Below are 18,739 nucleotides of genomic sequence, written 5' to 3'. Positions count from 1 at the left end.
GACCGAGGACCTCCGAGGACGTCGATGACGCAGCTCGTGTTGCCGGCCCTGGCACTGATCGCGGTCGCCGCGCTCGCGGCGACGGCCGTCCTGGCGCGCGCCCGCTCCCGGGCGCTGGTCCGGGCCGCCACCGCGGCGGCCGGGGCGGCCCGGACCGAGGAAGCCGCCCGCGCCGCCGAGAACCGGGCCCTCCTCGGCGAGGAGCGGGCCCGCGAGGCCCGGGCCGAGGCCCGGCGCTCGGCCGACGAGGCCCGGCAGGCGGCGGACCGCGCACTGGCCGCCGAGGACCGGGCGCACGAGGCGGAGCGCGGCACCGCGGAGGCCGTCCGCCGGGCCGTCGAGGCCGAACGCGCGACGGCCGGGGCCGAGCAGGCCGCGACCGTCGCCGGCCGCACGGCGTCGGAGGCCCGGCTCGCCGCCGAGACCGCCGAGGAGCGCGCCGCCGCCGCCGTGCGGCAGGCCGCGGCCCTGCTGGCCGAGATCGGCCACCTCGCCACCGAACGCGTGGCCGCCGCCGCCCTCCGGCTCAGCCACCCCAACGCGCCGGTCGCCGGACCGCTCGACCCGGCCGCCGTCGGCCCGGAGGCCGTCCAGACGCTCCAGGCCGTCCTCGACGCCGCGGCCGCCGCCGTGACCGACGAGCGCGAACGGGTCGACGCCGCCGCCCGCTCCGCGATGCGCGGAGCCACCTCCAAGATCCAGACCCTGCTCTACCAGATCCAGAGCCTGGTCCAGCAGCTCCAGCACGACAACGACGACCCCCGGCTGCTGGAGGTCGACTTCCGCAACGAGGTCGCGCTGCGCCGCATCCAGACCGTCGCCGTGCTCTGCGAGGCCTGGCCCGGCCTGGCCCGCACCGACTCGCCGCTCGCCGAGGTGGTGGTCGGCGCGCTCTCCCGGGTGCCCGGTTACGCCCGGATCAAGGTCGCCAACCACCTGCGGGAGAGCCGGCTGGCGGTGGTCGCCCGGGCCGCCGAGCCGCTGGCCATCGCCGTCGCCGAGCTCCTCGCCAACGCCACCGCGTACTCGCACCCGGAGACGGACGTCCCGGTGACCGTCCAGCAGGGCGGCCGGGGCGCGCTGGTGATCGTCGACGACAGCGGCATCGGGATGGAGGAGGACCAGCTGAGCCGGGCCCGCCGGCTGCTGTCAGGTCCCCCCGAGGTCCTGCTCACCGAGCTGGGCAACCCGCCGAAGACCGGCTTCGCCGTGGTCGGCAAGCTGGCCCGCCAGTACGGCTTCTCCTGCCACATCGAGCCCTCCCCGTACGGCGGCATGCGGACCATCGTGCGGGTCCCGGCCGGACTGCTGACCGTCATGGACGAGGGGCAGCAGCTCTCGGTGCTCACCCCGCTGCCGCTGCGGGCCGGGGCCGGGCCCGCCCCGGCGCCCACCGTGCAGGCGGTCCCGACGCCGTACACCCGCCGGTCCGGGGACCGCTCCGGTGCGGCAGGCGGGTCCGGTGCGTCCGGCGCCGATGCGCCGGACGCTTCGGAGCGGCCCGCGCCGCCGGCCATCCACGTCGTGCCCGCGGTGCACCTCGTCGCGGACGACGGCAGCGGGCTGCCCAGCCGTCGCCGGCGCCAGCCGCTGGCCGCGAGGCCGCAGCCGGCGGCACCGGGCGAGCCCGGGGAGCCGACGGCTGCGGGGGAGCGGCAGCCGGCCGGTCCGCCGGCCCGCACGCCCGAACAGGCCGCCGAGCGCTGGCAGGCCCTCCAGCACGGCACCGGCTCCGGCCGGGCCGCCGTGGCCCTCGCCGCCGTGACGGCCGCCGACGCCCGGGCCGAGCGTGACGGCGGTGACCCGGGCGGCGGTGACGGCGGTACTGCCGCGGCCACCGTCGCCGACGAGCCCGCCGCCACCGGCGACGCCACCACCGACCACCGTCCGTCCCCCGCGGCGACCGGCCCCGCCGGCGCCGACCGGGCGGCCCCGCCCCGCCCCGACGCCGACCACACCGGCGCCGGACCCGCGGGCGCGTCCGGCCGCTAGATCCCCAGCCCCCGAAGGAGTCGAGCCGTGAGCAGCACGCCCAGCCCCACCGCCGCAGGGACCACCACCGCAGGCACCGCCGCCGGTGCGGCCGCGGCCGGCACCGACGAGATCTCGTGGGTGCTGACCCCGCTGCTGGAGCTGCCGGGCGTCCTGCACGCGGTCGTCGCCACCGGTGACGGCCTCGTCGAGGCCGCGTCGGCGGGCCTCGGCCGCGCCTCCGCCGAGCGGGTCGCCGCGATGACCGCCACCGTGCACGCCGCCGCCCGCGCGTTCACCACCGCCTTCACCGACGTCGAGCAGCCCCGGCTGGCCCAGACCGTGGTCGAGTCCGAACTGGGCTTCGCCGTCGTCGTCCCGGCCGGGGAGAACACCTCGCTCGCCGTCTTCACCACGCCCGAGGCCCAGCTCGGCAACGTGGCCTACCAGATGCAGGTGCAGGTCGCCGCCCTGGGCCGCGCGCTGGCGAGCCCGGCCAGGCGGCAGGACGCGCCCGCCCGGTCATGACCGCCGTCCCCCGCAGGCGGATGGTCCCCGCCTACCTGGCCACCGGCGGCCGGTCCCGGCCCGGCACGGCCGGTTTCGACCGGCTCACCGTCCTGAGCGCCTCCGGCACCGAACCCCCGCCGGAGCTGGCGGAGTTGGGGGCCGAGCACGGTCGGCTCTGGGACCTGCTCCGCCCCGGCGCGCTCACCGTCGTGGAGGCCGCGGCCCATCTGCGGCTCCCGGTCAGCGCCACCGTCTTCCTCGCGGCCGACCTGGTCGAGGCGGGCTGCCTGCGCGCCCGCGCGCCGATCCCCCGCGCCCAGCAGACCGACCGCTCCATCGTCGAGAGGCTCCTCGTTGGACTCCGCACTCTCCGGTAACCCGGCCGCGCCGGGCGGGCCGGACCGGGTGGGCTACCTGCCCGACCGGGACCAGACGCTGATGAAGCTGGTGGTGGCCGGCCCGTTCGGGGTCGGCAAGACGACGCTGATCCGCACGCTCTCGGAGATCCCGACCCTGCACACCGAGGAGGCGATGACCGAGACCGGAGCCCCGGTGGACGACGTGGCCGGTCTGACCGGCAAGTCCACCACCACCGTCGCGGTCGACTTCGGCCGGCTCACCCTGCCCGGCCAGGTGGTGCTGTACATGTTCGGCACCCCGGGCCAGCGCCGGTTCTTCCCGCTCTGGCAGGACATCGCCCGCGGCGCGGTGGGCGCCCTGGTGCTGGCCGACACCCGCCGGCTGGCCGACTCCTTCGAGATCATGGACATGGTCGAGGAGCAGGGCCTGCCGTACGCGGTCGCCGTCAACTGCTTCCCCGACGCGCCCGTCCACCCGCCCGACGTGCTCCGGGCCCACCTGGACCTGCACGCGAGCACCCCGTTGGTGCTCTGTGACGCCCGCGAGCGCGACTCCGGTCTGGACGCCCTGATCGCGCTCACCGAACACGTCCTGCACGGCCTGCCCGCCGGTCACGACCCCGCCGGTTCCGATCCGGCCGGTTCCGATCCTGACGCGTCCGACCCCGCCGGTCCCGACCCCGCCGGTCCCGACCCCGCCGGTTCCGACCCCGCCGTGCCCGATCCCGCCCCGGAGCAGCCGTGACCAGCCCCGACGACGTACCCGCCGGCCCGACCGACGCCGAACCGGGCGACCCGGCTCCCCGGGCGGTCCCCCTCCACGGTCCGGCCTTCGCCGCCGACCCGCAGGCCGTCTACGAGCAGCTGCGCCGCCACGGCCCGGTCGCCCCGGTGGAGATCGCGCCCGGCGTCGAGGCCCTGCTGGTCACCGACTACCAGGCAGCCCTCGACCTGCTGCGCGACTCCGACACCTTCTCCAAGGACTCCCGGGCCTGGCAGCGGACCGTCCCGCCGGACTCCCCGCTGCTGCCGGTGCTCGGCTACCGCCCGACCGCCCTCTTCAGCGACGGCGCGACCCACGCCCGCTACCGCCAGGTGATCACCGACGGCCTGGCCCTGCTGGAACCGCACCTGCTCCAGCGCCGGGTGGCCGAGGTCGCCCACCGGCTGATCGGCACCTTCGAGGCCACCGGTTCCGCCGATCTGATCGCCGACTACGCGCGCCGCCTGCCGGTCCACGCCGTCACCACCTGGTTCGGGGTGCCGGAGGAGCACGCCGACCGTCTGGTGGCCGGGATCGTCGGCATGATCGAGTCGACCGAGAAGGCGGTGGCCGCGTACGGCGACGTTGTCGCGGTGGTCACCGCGATGGTCGCCGAGCGGCGCGAACGGCCCCGGCACGACCTGACCTCGTGGTTCCTCACCCACCCGGCGGGGCTGGACAACGAGGAGGTGGTCCGGCAGATCACGCTGACCATGATCGCCGGCAACGAGCCGACCACCAATCTGATCGGCAACGCCCTGCTCCGCCTCCTCACCGACGCCCGCTACGCCGGTTCGCTGTTCGGCGGCGCGATGACGGCGTTCCAGGCGATCGACGAGGTGCTCTGGCACGAGCCGCCGCTGGCCAACCTCTCCGCGCACTACCCGCGCTACGACGTGACCTTCCACGGCCGGGAGATCGCGGCCGGCTCCCTCGTCCTGGTCTCCTACGCGGCCGCCAACTCCCAGGCCGCCCCGCCCACCGGCGGCGGCGAGCTGGGCAGCGGCGAGTCCGCGCACCTGGCGTGGGCGGCCGGTCCGCACGCCTGCCCGGCCCGGGACCCGGCGCTGCTGATCGCCATCACCGCGATCGAGCAGCTCACCAGCCGCCTCAGCGAGCTGGAGCTCGCCACCCCGGCCGCCGGTCTCCGCTGGCGCCCGGGCCCGTTCCACCGGGCCCTGGTGGAGCTCCCGGTCCGCTTCGCCCCGGTCGCCGGATAGCGAACGGGCCCGGGAACCGAACCGGTTCCCGGGCCCGCCGCCCGCTGTCCGACGGCCGCCGAAACGGCCGCCGGTCCGGCTACTCCGCCGGCTTCAGCGTGAGCGAGACGCTGTTGATGCAGTACCGCTGGTCGGTCGGCGTGCCGTAGCCCTCGCCCTCGAAGACGTGTCCGAGGTGTCCGCCGCAGCGGGCGCAGCGGACCTCGACCCGGCGCATGCCGAGCGTGCTGTCCTCGATGTACTGGACGCGGTCACCGGCGAGCGGCGCGTAGTAGGACGGCCAGCCGCAGTGGCTGTCGAACTTGGTCTCCGAGCTGAACAGCTCGGCGCCGCAGGCCCGGCAGCCGTAGACGCCGACCGTCTTGGTGTCGGTGTACTCGCCGGTGAACGGGCGCTCGGTGCCGGCCTCCCGGAGGACGTGGTACTCCTCCGGCGAGAGCTCGGCGCGCCACTCGGCGTCGGTCTTCTCGATCTCGTAGCTCATGACGGCTCCAGGTCGGGGGACTCAGACGTTGGTGGCAACGTTCGCGAGGTGCTTCAGGATTTCCGGGCCGAGGTTGGTGACGTCGCCCGCACCCATGGTGAGCAGCAGGTCGCCCGGGCGGGCCAGGCCGGCCAGCAGGGCGGGGGCGGCGGCGAAGTCGTGCTCGGCGGTGACCTCGGCGCCCGCGGTCCGGGCCGCGTCGATGATCAGCTCGCTGGTGACGCCCGGGATCGGGTCCTCGCGGGCCGGGTAGATGTCGAGCACGACGGAGGAGTCGGCCAGGGCCAGGGCGGCGCCCATCTCCTCGGCGAGCTGCTGGGTGCGGCTGAACAGGTGCGGCTGGAAGACCACCAGGACGCGGCCGTCGGCGGCCTCCCGGATCGCCTCCAGGTCGGCGGTCATCTCGGTCGGGTGGTGCGCGTAGGAGTCGATCACCTGGACGCCGCCCGCCTCGCCCTTGAGCTGGAGGCGGCGGCGCACGCCGGTGTAGGCGGCGATGGCCTTGGCCAGGTCGGCGGCCGGGACGCCGAGCGCGACGCCGGCGGCCAGCGCGGCGACCGCGTTGTGGGCGTAGTGCCGGCCGGGCACCGAGACGGTGAAGGTGAGCTCGGCGCCGTCGAGCAGGACGGTGACCTCGCTGGTCATGCCGTGCGCGACCACCGACAGGACACGGAGGTCGGCGTCCTCGGCGGCGCCGACGGTGACCACCCGCAGGCCCTCGCGGCCGGCCACCCGGGCGGTCAGCTCGCGGGCGCCGTCGTGGTCGGCGGAGACGACCAGGGTGCCGCCGGGGGAGATCCGGCCGACGAAGGTCTCGAAGGACTCGTAGATCTCGTCGATCGAGGCGTAGTTGGCGTGGTGGTCCAGCTCCACGTTGAGCACGATCGCCACCTCGGGCGCGTACTTGTGGAAGCTGCGGTCGCTCTCGTCGGCCTCGGCGACGAAGATCTCGCCGTCGCCGTGCCGGGCGTTGGAGCCGGGCACGTCGAGGTCCCCGCCGATCGCGTAGGACGGGTCGAGGCCCAGCTCACCGAGCGCGACGGCGAGCATGCTGGTGGTGGTCGTCTTGCCGTGGGTGCCGGCGACGGCCAGCGCCCGGCGGCCGCCCATCAGCGCGGCCAGCGCGTCCGAGCGGTGCACCACCGGGATCCCGCGCTCGCGGGCGGCGGCCAGCTCCGGGTTGTCGGCGCGGATCGCGCTGGAGACCACGATGCTGCTGGCACCGTCCGGGACGTGCTCGGCGGCGTGGCCGATGTGCACGCCGGCACCCAGGGCGCGCAGGGCGAGGACGGTCTCGGACTCCTTGGAGTCGCTGCCGGAGACGCTGGCACCGCGCACCGCGAGGATCTTCGCCAGGCCGGACATCCCGGCGCCGCCGATACCGATGAAGTGCGGGGCGTGCAGGTCGTGCGCGGCGTCGTTCAAAACGGGACTCCGTACGGGCTGTGGGCCCCTCCTGCCCGACGGCGGGCGCGGAGGGAGGGACGGGTGTGGTGGAGGGCGGGCGGCAAGGGCGAATCGTCCTCGCGGACCGGACCGCAAGGACGATTCTGCACCACCGGAGGCCCCGGCCCCTGTGCCCGAGAGCGGGCGAGGAGGGCGTCAGGAGTCGCTGGCGAACAGCCGCAGCACCGGAACGCCCACCTTGTGCCGGGCCTGGGAGGCCCAGTCGCGGTGGAAGAACTCCTCCACGAAGTGCGGCGAGGTGAGCACCACCACCTCGTCGGCCCGGTGCTCCTCGACCACGGTGCGGAGCCGGTCGAGGGGCTTCTCCTCGACCAGCTCGCCGACCGCCTCGGCGCCGGCCTGCCGCAGGTGGCGCAGGCTGTGCTCCAGCGACTCGGTGGCCACCGTCGGCTCGCTCTCGGACTCGTCGTGCTCGTGGACCACCTTGTCGAGGTGGCCGAGGGCGACGTCGTCCAGCGCCCGCAGCAGCTCGTCCTGCTTGCCGCGCGGTTGCATCAGGACGACGAAGGACACCGTCTCGTCGCTGTGGAGCGTGGTGACCAGCTCCACGTCGGCGTCGGAGAGTGCCTTTTCGATCATCAGTACCGTCTTGAACACGTGAGTCCCTTCCAGTCGCCGGCCCCCGGGCTCCGGCATCGGATCCCATACTGCCCCGGCGGAAGCTTTCCGCACCTTGCTCACCCGACAGACGGGCCACGCGGAGGGAACGTCCCAAGTGGGAGCGGGATCACTTTCCGGGGGTCACGGGGTCGGCGGACGCAGGTAACGGGTGAAGAGGAATCCTTTCTGCTCGATCAATGAGACCAGTCGCATCCGCTGCACGTCCGGCATTTCCGCATCGTGGATGATCCGCGGCGCGTCGCCGGCCGTGATCAGCGGTGCCAGCGACAGGCACAGCTCGTCGAGCAGGCCGGCGGCGGCCAGCTGTCCCAGCAGCCGCGGTCCGCCCTCGGTCAGCATCCGCGTCCAGCCCCGGTCGGCCAGGGCCGCGACCGCCGCCCGCAGGTCCACCGAGCCCCGGCCCGCGACGATCACGTCCGCCACCTCGGCCACCGCCGCGCGGCTCTCCCCGGGTGCGTCCTCGGTGGTGATCACCACCGTCCGCACCAGCGGCTCGGTGAACAGCGGCGCCGCCAGGTCCAGGCCCAGCGAGCGGGTGACGACCGCGATCGCCGGCGCCGGGGCCTGCCCGGCCGCCTGCCGCGCCCCGGCGAACTCGGCCCGGGCGCGGGCCGGCCGGTACCCCTCGGCACGGACCGTCTCGGCGCCCACCAGCACCACGTCCGACAGCGCCCGCAGCACACCGAAGATCCGCTTGTCCGCCGAACCCGAGAGCCCCTCGGAGAGCCCGTCCAGCCGGGCCCCGCCGTCCAGGCCGGCCACCATGTTGGCGCGCAGCCACGGGCGGCCGTGATTCACCTGGTCGGGGTACGCGTAGACGGCGGCGAGCGACTCCAGCGAGGCCGGATCGGCGAACTGCCCGCCCGGCGGGCTGATCAACTGATGCATGCCGCCAGTCTTCCACCGGCGCGCGCCGGCGGCCGGGGCCCGCCGCGTGTGCGGTCGGGCGTACCCTGTACTACCGTGCCAGCAGCCTCACACCCCGACTCCGTGATCGACGCCGTGATCGACCCCGAGCTGATAGCCACCACCGGCCCCGCCGGACCGGTCGCGCTCACCGACCGGCGCCCCGTCGTCCCCGCCGAGCGGCTGGTCGCCGAGATGGTGCCACCGCCGCGTTTCTCCGACGTGAGCTTCGGGACGTACCTCCCGGACCCGACGCAGCCCAGCCAGTACGAGGCCGTCCAGGTCCTGGAGCAGTTCGCCGGCACGCTCGCCGCCGGGAAGGGCTCCGCCCCGAAGCGCAGCTGGTTCCGCCGCAGTGCCCCCGTGCCCACCGGTCCGGCCGGCGTCTACCTGGACGGCGGCTACGGCGTCGGCAAGACCCACCTGCTCGCCTCGCTCTGGCACGCCGCGCCGGGCCCCAAGGCCTTCGGCACCTTCGTCGAGCTGACCAACCTGGTCGGCGCGCTCGGCTTCCAGCAGGCCGTGACCACCCTCTCCGGCCACACGCTGCTCTGCATCGACGAGTTCGAACTGGACGACCCCGGCGACACCGTGCTGGTCTCCACCCTGCTCGGCCGGCTGGTCGACAACGGCGTCAAGCTCTGCGCCACCTCCAACACCCTGCCCGAGAAGCTCGGCGAGGGCCGGTTCGCCGCCGCCGACTTCCTCCGCGAGATCCAGGGCCTGTCCGCGCACTTCCGCCCGATGCGGATCGACGGCCAGGACTACCGCCACCGCGGCCTGCCGGACGCCCCGCCGCCGTACTCCGACGCCCAGGTGGACGCCGCCGCGGCCCGCACCCCGGGCGCCTCGCTGGACGACTTCGACGCCCTGCTCGGCCACCTCTCGGCCGTCCACCCCAGCCGCTACGGCGCCCTGCTGGACGACGTGACGGCGGTCTGCCTGCGCGGCGTGCGACAGGTCGACGACCAGTCCACCGCGCTGCGCCTGGTCGTCCTCGCCGACCGGATGTACGACCGCGAGCTGCCGGTCACGGCCTCCGGGATCCCCTTCGACCGGGTCTTCCCGGAGGAGATGCTGCGCGGCGGCTACCGCAAGAAGTACCTGCGGGCCGTCTCCCGCCTGGTCGCGCTCGCCCGCGACAGCGCCCGCTAGGGCTCGTCCGACGGACGGGCTCCGGGCCCTGCCCGGGCCTTCCCGGCCTCCCCGGGCTCCCCGCGGGTTTCCCGGCCGGGGCCGCAATGTCGGTGGCGGGTCGTACGGTGGACACGTGCGACCCATCACGAGTATTGAGCGGTCAGAGACGCCCTTCGAGGTCGTCAGTCCCTACCAGCCCAACGGCGACCAGCCCGCGGCCATCGCCGAGCTGGAGCGCCGGGTCCGGGCCGGGGAGAAGGACGTCGTCCTGCTCGGCGCCACCGGTACCGGCAAGTCGGCCACCACGGCCTGGATGATCGAGAAGCTCCAGCGTCCCACCCTGGTGATGGCGCCGAACAAGACCCTGGCCGCCCAGCTCGCGAACGAGTTCCGCGAGCTGCTGCCGAACAACGCGGTCGAGTACTTCGTCTCGTACTACGACTACTACCAGCCCGAGGCGTACGTCCCGCAGACGGACACCTACATCGAGAAGGACTCCTCGATCAACGAGGAGGTCGAGCGGCTGCGCCACTCCGCCACCAACTCGCTGCTCACCCGCCGGGACGTCGTCGTGGTCGCCTCGGTCTCCTGCATCTACGGCCTCGGCACCCCGCAGGAGTACGTGGACCGGATGGTGAGGCTCAAGGTCGGCGAGGAGATCGACCGCGACGTCCTGCTCCGCCGCTTCGTCGACATCCAGTACACCCGCAACGACCTCGCCTTCACCCGCGGCACCTTCCGGGTCCGCGGCGACACCATCGAGATCTTCCCGGTCTACGAGGAGCTCGCCCTCCGGATCGAGATGTTCGGCGACGAGATCGAGGCGCTGTACACCCTGCACCCGCTCACCGGCGAGATCATCAGCCAGGACGACTCCGTCCACGTCTTCCCGGCCTCGCACTACGTCGCCGGCCCGGAGCGGATGGAGCGCGCGGTCGGCGACATCGAGAAGGAGCTGGAGGGGGCCCTCGCGCGGATGGAGAAGCAGGGCAAGCTGCTGGAGGCCCAGCGGCTGCGGATGCGCACCACGTACGACCTGGAGATGCTCCGCCAGATCGGCACCTGCTCCGGCGTCGAGAACTACTCGATGCACTTCGACGGCCGTGAGCCCGGCTCCCCGCCGAACACCCTGCTCGACTACTTCCCGGACGACTTCCTCCTGGTCATCGACGAGTCGCACGTCACCGTCCCGCAGATCGGCGCGATGTACGAGGGCGACGCCTCGCGCAAGCGCACGCTGGTCGAGCACGGGTTCCGGCTCCCGTCGGCGATGGACAACCGCCCGCTGAAGTGGGAGGAGTTCCAGAAGAGGATCGGCCAGACCGTCTACCTCTCGGCGACCCCCGGCCAGTACGAGCTGTCCCGCGGCGACGGTCAGGTCGAGCAGATCATCCGCCCGACCGGCCTGATCGACCCCGAGGTGATCGTCAAGCCCACCGAGGGCCAGATCGACGACCTGGTGCACGAGGTCCGCAAGCGGGTGGAGAAGGACGAGCGCGTCCTGGTCACCACCCTCACCAAGAAGATGTCCGAGGACCTCACCGACTACATGCTCGGCCTGGACATCCGGGTCCGGTACCTGCACAGCGACATCGACACGCTGCGCCGGGTCGAGCTGCTGCGCGAGCTGCGGGCCGGCGAGTACGACGTGCTGGTCGGCATCAACCTGCTCCGTGAGGGCCTGGACCTCCCCGAGGTCTCCCTGGTGGCGATCCTGGACGCCGACAAGGAGGGCTTCCTGCGGTCCGGCACCTCGCTGATCCAGACCATCGGCCGCGCCGCCCGCAACGTCTCCGGCCAGGTCCACATGTACGCGGACCGGATCACCCCGGCGATGGAGAAGGCCATCGACGAGACCAACCGCCGCCGCGAGGTCCAGCAGGCGTACAACAAGAAGCACGGGATCGACCCGCAGCCGCTGCGGAAGAAGATCGGCGACATCCTGGACACCCTCACCCGTGAGGAGGTCGACACCGACCAGCTGCTCTCGACCGGCTACCGCGGTGCCGGCGCCAAGGGCGCCAAGGCCCCGGTGCCGGCGCTGGGCGCCACCCGCAAGCCGGCCAAGTCCTTGCCGGCGGCCGAGCTGGCCGACCTGATCCAGTCGATGACCGAGCGGATGCACGCCGCCGCGACGGACCTCCAGTTCGAGGTCGCGGCCCGGCTGCGCGACGAGGTGAAGGAACTGAAGAAGGAGCTGCGGCAGATGCGGGAGGCCGGCATCGCGTAGCGGCCCCGCGCAGGCTCCTCGACGCCCCGCCGGGCGTGGCCGGTTCCGTTCCCGGTCGTGCCCGGCGGTGTCTAGCCCCGCCACGAAGGGGTACACGGCGATCGAAGCGTTCTGCCGCAGGGCCTAGGCTGGCCTGCGGTGCCGCCACGCGAGGGGGCGGCCGAAACAGGGGGCCTCAGCCGGGGGACGGCAACGGGGTGTTCCACCGTGGAGCCTGCGCGGGGATCGACCGCGGGGCTGGGCAGAGAGGACACATCGCCGTGTCGGTGACACTTGCCAAGGGGCAGCGGGTCAGCCTCCAGAAGGGTTCGGGCGAGACGCTGACCGTCGTCCGGATGGGCCTCGGTTGGAAGGCTGCGCCCCGGCGCGGTCTCTTCGGCAGCCGGACCAGGCAGATCGACCTGGACGCCTCGGCCCTGCTGTACGCCGAGCGGACCCCGTCGGACGTGGTGTTCTTCCAGCACCTGGAGAGCGCCGACGGCTCGGTCAGGCACACCGGGGACAACCTGGTCGGCGGAGCCGGCGCGGGGGAGGACGACGAGGCGATCCTGGTCGACCTGGCGCACGTGCCGCCGCACATCACCCAGGTGGTGTTCACGGTGAGCTCGTACACCGGGCAGACCTTCGCCGAGGTCCAGAACGCGCACTGCCGGCTGGTGGACGAGTCGACCGGGTTGGAGCTGGCCCGGTACGAGCTGACCGGCGGCGGTCCGCACACCGGGCAGGTCATGGCGAAGGTGTTCCGCGAGGAGGACGGCGGCTGGGGGATGCAGGCGATCGGCGCTCCGGCCCGCGGCCGGACCTTCCAGGACCTGCTTCCGGCCATCGAGCCGTACCTGTAGCGGCGGGCCCCGAGCGGCCCCGGCGTGGGCCCGGAGCGGCCCGGGAGCGGCCCGGTCCCCGGGGTCCTTTACCTTCTTTACCTTTCCTTGGGACTGCTGTTACCCTGGTTGGCAGCGGAGGGGAGTATTCCCCCGCAGTTGCCCCGTCATCACGGGCGTCCCCAGCGGCGTCCCGGGGCGCTGGTCCGCGGGCGCGCAGCAGCGCGTCCGACGGGCGGAAGAGACCTCCGGCAGTGACGATGACTGTCTCGCCTACCTGCCGGAGGAGCAGTAGTGGACGTTTCCGTAAGTTTGTGGGTCGGCACGATCGTGGTGCTTCTGGCACTGATCGTGGCCGACTTCTTCATCGGCGGTCGCAAGCCGCACGAGGTGTCGATCAAGGAAGCCGGCATCTGGACCACGGTCTGGGTCGTGCTCGCGGCACTCTTCGGTGGATTCCTCTGGTGGCACTCCGGCGCCCAGCCGGCCGGTGAGTTCTTCGCCGGGTACATCACCGAGAAGTCGCTCAGTGTCGACAACCTGTTCGTGTTCATCCTGATCATGGGCAAGTTCGCGGTGCCCCGGATCTACCAGCAGCGCGTGCTGATGTTCGGTGTGATCATCGCGCTGGTGCTCCGGGCGGTCTTCATCGCCGGTGGCGCGGCCCTGGTCGCGCAGTTCTCCTGGGTGTTCTTCATCTTCGGCGCCTTCCTGATCTGGACGGCGTGGAAGCTGATCAAGGAGGCCCGGTCCGACGAGGAGGACGAGGAGTTCGAGGAGAACCGCCTGCTCAAGTCGATCGAGCAGCGCTTCCCGTCGACCGACAAGTACCACGGCACCAAGCTCTTCATCCGGGAGAACGGCCGCCGGCTGATGACCCCGATGCTGATCGTCATGCTGGCGATCGGCACCACCGACGTCCTGTTCGCGCTGGACTCGATCCCGGCGATCTTCGGTCTGACCCAGGACCCGTACATCGTCTTCACCGCCAACGCCTTCGCCCTGATGGGTCTGCGGCAGCTGTACTTCCTGATCGGCGGGCTGCTGAAGAAGCTGGTCCACCTCTCGTACGGCCTGTCGGTGATCCTCGGCTTCATCGGCGTGAAGCTGGTGCTGCACGCGGCGCACGAGCAGGGCGCGAACGTGCCGGAGATCGGCATCCCGCTCTCGCTGGGCTTCATCGTGGTGGTGCTCGCCGTCACCACCGTGACCAGCCTGATGGCCTCGAAGAAGGCCGAGCGGGCCGAGGCGGAGAAGATCGACGCCTGAGCCCCGCCCCCCGGCCCGGCGGGCCCGCGACCGAGCAGTGGTCGCGGGCCCGCCGTCGTCGTGCAGTCCCGCACGGGCCCCCGCACGGGCCTCCGTGGGGTCCTCACGGGCCCGCGGGGGCCCGTCGCGCGCCTACCAGCCGCGCTCGCGCCAGGCGGCCAGGTTGGGGCGCTCGGCGCCCAGGGTGGTGTCGTTGCCGTGACCGGGGTAGACCCAGGCCTCGTCCGGCAGGACGTCGAAGAGCTTCTCGTTGACGTCCCGGAACAGGCTCCGGAAGGCCTCCGGGTCGCCCCAGGTGTTCCCCACCCCGCCCGGGAAGAGGCAGTCCCCGGTGAACACGTGCGGGTGGCCCTGCGGGTCGTCGTAGACCAGCACGATCGCCCCGGGGGTGTGGCCGACCAGGTGCCGCACGGTCAGCTCGCAGTGGCCCACCCGCAGGGTGTCGCCGTCGTCCAGCGGCAGGTCGGTCGGCACCTCGACGGCCTCGGCGTCGATCCGTCCGGCGGCGGTGCGGGCGCCGGTGGCGGCGACCACCTCGGCCAGCGCGCCCCAGTGGTCGTGGTGCCGGTGCGTGGTGACCACGGTGGCCAGGTTCTCGCCGACGGTCTCCAGCAGCGCCGGCGCGTCCGCCGCCGCGTCGATCAGCAGCTGCTCGTCGGTGTCGCGGCAGCGCAGCAGGTAGGCGTTGTTGTCGTAGGGGCCGACCGCCACCTTGGTGATGATCAGGTGGGCCAGGTCGCGCACGTCCGGCGGTCCGCCGACCTTGACCGCTCCGTGGTACGTCATCCGTCCGCTCCTCGTCATGGGGGTTCTGGGATCATCCTCGCGCCGAGCGGGCCGTCAGCCCAGTGGGGGGAGCGGGGGCAGGGCGGCCCGGCCGTCGGCGAGCGGGACGCCGTCCTCGCGGACCAGCAGGCCGTCGCCGTCCGAGCGGCCGGAGAGCCAGGCGGTGAGGGTCCGGACGGGGCCCTCGACGCTGAGCCGGGCCTCCCCGTCGGCGGAGCCGATCCGGGCCCGGTCCCCGGTGTCCCCGGCCACCAGCAGGGCCGCCGGGAGGGCTGTCGGGAGGTCCCCGGAGGCCCCGGCGCCCGCGGCGGCGTCCGCGCCGGCGAGCCTGGCCGCCAGCCGCCGGAACTCGGCCGTGGCGAAGGGCTCCGGCCAGTCCGCGGGGGAGTAGCCGGCGGCGAGGTCGACGTGGTGGTACTCGAGCTCCATCAGCCGCTTCCACGGGATGTCGTGGGCCGGGAAGAGGTAGCCGGAGCGGTGGCGCACCGAGGCCGCCCACGCCTCGGCGGGCAGCAGCGCGGCGGCGGCGGCGAAGCCGGCGTGGGAGTCCCGGACGTCGTCGGCCTGGACGTCGAGCGGGCGGGGCGCGCCCTGCTCGATGCCCAGGTCGCGGGCCTCGTCGCTCGCGTACTGCGGGACGTCGGTGCCGGTCCGGGCGCCGTCGAGCAGGTTGACCAGCGAGTCGGCGTTGCGGGCGACGTGGGCCAGCACGTGGCCCCTGGTCCAGCCCGGCAGGGCCGAGGGGCCTGAGACGGCCGCGGGCTCCAGCGCGGCGAGGGTCCGCAGCAGGCGGCCGGTGGCCTCGGCGACGTCGGTGAGCCGGGCCGCGGCGAGGTCGGCGGGGTTCTGGGGGGCGGTCATGGGTCGGTGGCCTCCGGTTCGGCTGCTCCACGGCGTTGCCCACCGGCCCCGCCGCTCGTTGACGTGGTGACGCTATCGCCGTTCTCCGGCGTTGAGCAGGGGCTTTTTCCGGACCTGCGTCAAGGCTGGCAGGGTGGCGGTCACTCATTCGGGTGGACCCGGCCGGACAGGCTCGTTAATCGAACGCGTGAGCTAGTAGGCTGACTGGCGCATCCTGGAGGAAGTACACACGACTTCCACCAGCCCTCCCGCCCCGGAGAAAGGCGCCAGAAGCAGTGGCCGACCGCCTCATCGTCCGCGGTGCTCGCGAGCACAATCTCAAGAACGTCTCGCTCGACCTGCCCCGCGACTCCCTCATCGTCTTCACGGGCCTCTCCGGGTCCGGCAAGTCCTCGCTCGCCTTCGACACGATCTTCGCCGAGGGGCAGCGCCGCTACGTCGAATCGCTGTCCTCCTACGCCCGCCAGTTCCTCGGGCAGATGGACAAGCCCGACGTCGACTTCATCGAGGGCCTCTCCCCGGCCGTCTCGATCGACCAGAAGTCCACCAACCGCAACCCGCGCTCGACCGTCGGCACCATCACCGAGGTCTACGACTACCTCCGCCTGCTGTTCGCCCGGATCGGCAAGCCGCACTGCCCGCACTGCTCCCGGCCGATCGCCAAGCAGTCGCCGCAGGCCGTCGTGGACAAGGTGCTGGCGCTCGCCGAGGGCACCCGCTTCCAGGTGCTCAGCCCGGTCGTGCGGGAGCGCAAGGGCGAGTTCGTCGACCTCTTCGCCGACCTCCAGTCCAAGGGCTACGCCCGCGCCCGGGTGGACGGCGAGACGATCCAGCTCGCCGAGCCCCCGAAGCTCAAGAAGCAGGAGAAGCACACCGTCGAGGTGGTCATCGACCGCCTCACCGTCAAGGGGAGCGCCAAGCGGCGCCTGACCGACTCGGTGGAGACGGCCCTGCGGCTCTCCGGCGGCATGGTCGTGCTCGACTTCGTCGACCTCCCGGAGGACGACCCCGAGCGCGAGCGGATGTACTCCGAGCACCTCTACTGCCCGTACGACGACGTGTCGTTCGAGGAGCTGGAGCCGCGCTCGTTCTCCTTCAACTCGCCCTTCGGCGCCTGCCCGGACTGCTCCGGCCTCGGCAACCGGATGGAGGTGGACCCGGAGCTGGTCGTCCCCGACGACGAGAAGTCGCTGGACGAGGGCGCCATCCACCCGTGGTCCGGCGGCCACACCAAGGAGTACTTCCAGCGCCTGATCGACGCGCTCGCCGGCGAGCTGGGCTTCCGCACCGACCTCCCCTGGGCCGGCCTCCCGGCCCGCGCCAAGAAGGCCCTGCTGTACGGGCACAAGCACCAGGTCGAGGTCCGCTACCGCAACCGGTACGGGCGCGACCGCTCGTACACCACCGGCTTCGAGGGCGCGGTGCCGTTCATCCAGCGCCGGCACACCGAGGCGGAGAGCGACTCCAGCCGCGAGCGCTTCGAGGGCTACATGCGCGAGGTGCCCTGCCCGACCTGCAAGGGGACCAGGCTCAAGCCGGTGGTGCTGGCCGTCACCGTCGAGGACCGCTCGATCGCCGACGTCTCGTCGATGTCGATCAGCGACTGCTCCGACTTCCTCGGCGCGATGAAGCTCAACGCCCGGGACAAGCAGATCGCCGAGCGCGTGCTCAAGGAGGTCAACGAGCGGCTCCGCTTCCTCGTCGACGTCGGCCTGGACTACCTCTCGCTCAACCGCGCGGCGGGCACCCTCTCCGGCGGCGAGGCCCAGCGGATCCGGCTCGCCACCCAGATCGGCTCCGGCCTGGTCGGCGTCCTCTACGTGCTGGACGAACCGTCCATCGGCCTGCACCAGCGCGACAACCACCGGCTGATCGAGACCCTCGTGCGGCTCCGCGACATCGGCAACACGCTGATCGTCGTCGAGCACGACGAGGACACCATCAAGATGGCCGACTGGGTGGTCGACATCGGCCCCGGCGCCGGCGAGCACGGCGGCAAGGTGGTCCACTCCGGCTCGCTGAAGCAGCTGCTCACCAACAAGGAGTCGCTGACCGGGCAGTACCTCTCCGGCAAGCGCTTCATCCCGATCCCGGAGGCCCGCCGCGACCGGGACAAGAAGCGCCAGCTGACCGTCCACGGCGCCCGTGAGCACAACCTCAAGGACGTCACGGTCGGCTTCCCGCTCGGCACCTTCACGGCGATCACCGGCGTCTCCGGCTCCGGCAAGTCCACCCTGGTCAACGACATCCTCTACACCCACCTCGCCCGGGAGCTGAACGGCGCCCGCACGGTCCCCGGCCGGCACACCCGGATCACCGGCACCGACCTGGTCGACAAGGTGGTCCACGTCGACCAGTCGCCGATCGGTCGCACCCCGCGCTCCAACCCGGCCACCTACACCGGCGTCTTCGACCACGTCCGGCGGCTCTTCGCGGAGACCCAGGAGGCCAAGGTCCGCGGCTACCTGCCCGGCCGGTTCTCGTTCAACGTCAAGGGCGGCCGCTGCGAGAACTGCTCCGGCGACGGCACCATCAAGATCGAGATGAACTTCCTGCCGGACGTCTACGTGCCGTGCGAGGTCTGCCACGGTGCCCGGTACAACCGGGAGACGCTGGAGGTGCACTACAAGGGCCGGTCCATCGCCGAGGTGCTGGACATGCCGATCGAGGAGGCGCTCGGCTTCTTCGAGGCCGTCCCGGCGATCGCCCGGCACCTGAGGACGCTCAACGACGTCGGCCTCGGCTACGTCCGGCTCGGCCAGTCCGCGCCGACCCTCTCCGGCGGCGAGGCGCAGCGCGTCAAGCTCGCCTCCGAGCTCCAGAAGCGCTCCACCGGCCGGACGGTCTACGTGCTCGACGAGCCGACCACCGGTCTGCACTTCGAGGACATCAGCAAGCTGATCAAGGTGCTCTCCGGGCTGGTGGACAAGGGCAACACGGTGATCGTCATCGAGCACAACCTCGATGTGATCAAGACCGCCGACTGGGTCGTCGACATGGGCCCCGAGGGCGGCTCCGGCGGCGGCACGGTGGTCGCCGAGGGCACCCCGGAGCAGATCGCGGCCGTCGCGGAGAGCCACACCGGCAAGTTCCTCCGGGACATCCTGCCGGGCGAGTTCGCCGACGCCCCGGTCGTCAAGGCCAAGGCACCGCGCAAGCGCGCCGCGGCCGCCCGGAAGTAGCCGGGCAGGAGACCCGAACCCGCCCCGGCCGCCCCCCGACGCAGGGGGAGCGGCCGGGTAAGGGTTGCATAGACTGCGCCCGGCCCGACCAGCAGCCGGGCCGGCGCGGCCCCCCCCGGGGCGCGGGGCCCCCACCCCCCACCACGGGCCCC

Annotated in this window: 16 protein-coding genes; 10 read left to right on the top strand and 6 right to left on the bottom strand. The window is 73.0% G+C overall.

The annotated features are described in order from the left end of the window. Positions 1-24 precede the first annotated feature (24 nt). The 5 genes from ACFWIC_RS16805 to ACFWIC_RS16785 all read left to right on the top strand — a co-directional run bounded on the left by ACFWIC_RS16805 (position 25) and on the right by ACFWIC_RS16785 (position 4,823). Positions 25-1,992: an ATP-binding protein gene (locus ACFWIC_RS16805; protein ID WP_380519163.1), complete on the top strand. Its 1,968-nt coding sequence runs from the start codon at positions 25-27 to the stop codon at positions 1,990-1,992. Positions 1,993-2,103: 111 nt separating this feature from the next. Continuing rightward, a complete protein-coding gene (locus ACFWIC_RS16800) occupies positions 2,104-2,499 on the top strand; it encodes a roadblock/LC7 domain-containing protein (RefSeq protein WP_329876458.1) in 396 nt (131 codons plus the stop codon). After that, positions 2,496-2,858, top strand: a complete 363-nt coding sequence (locus ACFWIC_RS16795) for a DUF742 domain-containing protein (RefSeq protein WP_329876408.1) — start codon at positions 2,496-2,498, stop codon at positions 2,856-2,858. Before ACFWIC_RS16800 ends, ACFWIC_RS16795 begins: the two co-directional genes overlap by 4 nt. Before the next feature lie 61 nt (positions 2,859-2,919). Continuing rightward, positions 2,920-3,585, top strand: coding sequence for an ATP/GTP-binding protein (locus tag ACFWIC_RS16790; protein WP_380519178.1), 666 nt, complete (start codon positions 2,920-2,922; stop codon positions 3,583-3,585). Further along, on the top strand, positions 3,582-4,823 hold the full coding sequence (locus ACFWIC_RS16785; RefSeq protein WP_380519161.1) for a cytochrome P450: 1,242 nt from the start codon (positions 3,582-3,584) through the stop codon (positions 4,821-4,823). The genes ACFWIC_RS16790 and ACFWIC_RS16785 overlap by 4 nt, the downstream gene beginning before the upstream one ends. A 79-nt stretch (positions 4,824-4,902) precedes the next feature. On the opposite strand, the gene msrB is transcribed toward ACFWIC_RS16785, so the two are convergent. The 4 genes from msrB to ACFWIC_RS16765 all read right to left on the bottom strand — a co-directional run bounded on the left by msrB (position 4,903) and on the right by ACFWIC_RS16765 (position 8,283). Beyond that, positions 4,903-5,307 (bottom strand): peptide-methionine (R)-S-oxide reductase MsrB, encoded by a 405-nt coding sequence (gene msrB / locus ACFWIC_RS16780; RefSeq protein WP_329876404.1) that lies wholly within the window; start codon positions 5,305-5,307, stop codon positions 4,903-4,905. 21 nt (positions 5,308-5,328) lie between these two features. Continuing rightward, the gene (gene murC, locus ACFWIC_RS16775) at positions 5,329-6,711 is read right to left on the bottom strand and encodes a UDP-N-acetylmuramate--L-alanine ligase (protein ID WP_329948689.1); all 1,383 of its coding nucleotides are present in this window, start codon (positions 6,709-6,711) and stop codon (positions 5,329-5,331) included. Positions 6,712-6,909: 198 nt separating this feature from the next. Further along, positions 6,910-7,371, bottom strand: a complete 462-nt coding sequence (locus ACFWIC_RS16770) for an indole-3-glycerol phosphate synthase (protein WP_329876402.1) — start codon at positions 7,369-7,371, stop codon at positions 6,910-6,912. Positions 7,372-7,515: 144 nt separating this feature from the next. Next, entirely contained in the window at positions 7,516-8,283 is a 768-nt protein-coding gene (locus ACFWIC_RS16765) for a pyrimidine reductase family protein (protein WP_355399806.1), read from the bottom strand. A 114-nt stretch (positions 8,284-8,397) separates the two neighbouring features. Between ACFWIC_RS16765 and zapE the strand changes: the two genes are divergently transcribed. The 4 genes from zapE (at position 8,398) to ACFWIC_RS16745 (ending at position 13,758) form a co-directional block, all read left to right on the top strand. Then, on the top strand, positions 8,398-9,456 hold the full coding sequence (gene zapE, locus ACFWIC_RS16760; protein ID WP_380360198.1) for a cell division protein ZapE: 1,059 nt from the start codon (positions 8,398-8,400) through the stop codon (positions 9,454-9,456). Between the two features lie 115 nt (positions 9,457-9,571). Further along, positions 9,572-11,668, top strand: coding sequence for an excinuclease ABC subunit UvrB (uvrB, locus tag ACFWIC_RS16755; protein ID WP_380519158.1), 2,097 nt, complete (start codon positions 9,572-9,574; stop codon positions 11,666-11,668). A gap of 260 nt (positions 11,669-11,928) precedes the next feature. Beyond that, positions 11,929-12,510 carry a TerD family protein gene (locus tag ACFWIC_RS16750; RefSeq protein ID WP_329876396.1) on the top strand — a complete coding sequence of 194 codons (582 nt, stop codon included), beginning with the start codon at positions 11,929-11,931 and terminating at the stop codon, positions 12,508-12,510. A 273-nt stretch (positions 12,511-12,783) separates the two neighbouring features. Next, positions 12,784-13,758, top strand: coding sequence for a TerC family protein (locus tag ACFWIC_RS16745; protein WP_329948625.1), 975 nt, complete (start codon positions 12,784-12,786; stop codon positions 13,756-13,758). Between the two features lie 132 nt (positions 13,759-13,890). On the opposite strand, the gene ACFWIC_RS16740 is transcribed toward ACFWIC_RS16745, so the two are convergent. Both ACFWIC_RS16740 and ACFWIC_RS16735 read right to left on the bottom strand, forming a co-directional pair. Further along, the gene (locus ACFWIC_RS16740) at positions 13,891-14,544 is read right to left on the bottom strand and encodes an MBL fold metallo-hydrolase (RefSeq protein WP_329876392.1); all 654 of its coding nucleotides are present in this window, start codon (positions 14,542-14,544) and stop codon (positions 13,891-13,893) included. Positions 14,545-14,598: 54 nt separating this feature from the next. Next, entirely contained in the window at positions 14,599-15,405 is an 807-nt protein-coding gene (locus ACFWIC_RS16735; RefSeq protein ID WP_380519156.1) for a maleylpyruvate isomerase family mycothiol-dependent enzyme, read from the bottom strand. Positions 15,406-15,680: 275 nt separating this feature from the next. Between ACFWIC_RS16735 and uvrA the strand changes: the two genes are divergently transcribed. Further along, entirely contained in the window at positions 15,681-18,587 is a 2,907-nt protein-coding gene (gene uvrA, locus ACFWIC_RS16730; protein WP_329948628.1) for an excinuclease ABC subunit UvrA, read from the top strand. Positions 18,588-18,739 lie beyond the last annotated feature (152 nt).

Origin of the sequence: Kitasatospora sp. NPDC127035 (assembly GCF_042726075.1) — a bacterium.
Classification (GTDB): Bacteria; Actinomycetota; Actinomycetes; order Streptomycetales; family Streptomycetaceae; genus Kitasatospora.
The sequence above is the reverse complement of the archived record's forward strand: the minus strand, read 5'-3'. Positions and strand labels throughout refer to the sequence as shown.

Coding starts and splice junctions, on each gene's coding strand:
- ACFWIC_RS16740 (WP_329876392.1), bottom strand. CDS start 14,544: ATGACGTACCACGGAGCGGTCAAGGTCGGCGGACCGCCGGACGTGCGC.
- msrB (WP_329876404.1), bottom strand. CDS start 5,307: ATGAGCTACGAGATCGAGAAGACCGACGCCGAGTGGCGCGCCGAGCTC.
- ACFWIC_RS16805 (WP_380519163.1), top strand. CDS start 25: ATGACGCAGCTCGTGTTGCCGGCCCTGGCACTGATCGCGGTCGCCGCG.
- ACFWIC_RS16795 (WP_329876408.1), top strand. CDS start 2,496: ATGACCGCCGTCCCCCGCAGGCGGATGGTCCCCGCCTACCTGGCCACC.
- ACFWIC_RS16790 (WP_380519178.1), top strand. CDS start 2,920: ATGAAGCTGGTGGTGGCCGGCCCGTTCGGGGTCGGCAAGACGACGCTG.
- ACFWIC_RS16765 (WP_355399806.1), bottom strand. CDS start 8,283: ATGCATCAGTTGATCAGCCCGCCGGGCGGGCAGTTCGCCGATCCGGCC.
- ACFWIC_RS16735 (WP_380519156.1), bottom strand. CDS start 15,405: ATGACCGCCCCCCAGAACCCCGCCGACCTCGCCGCGGCCCGGCTCACC.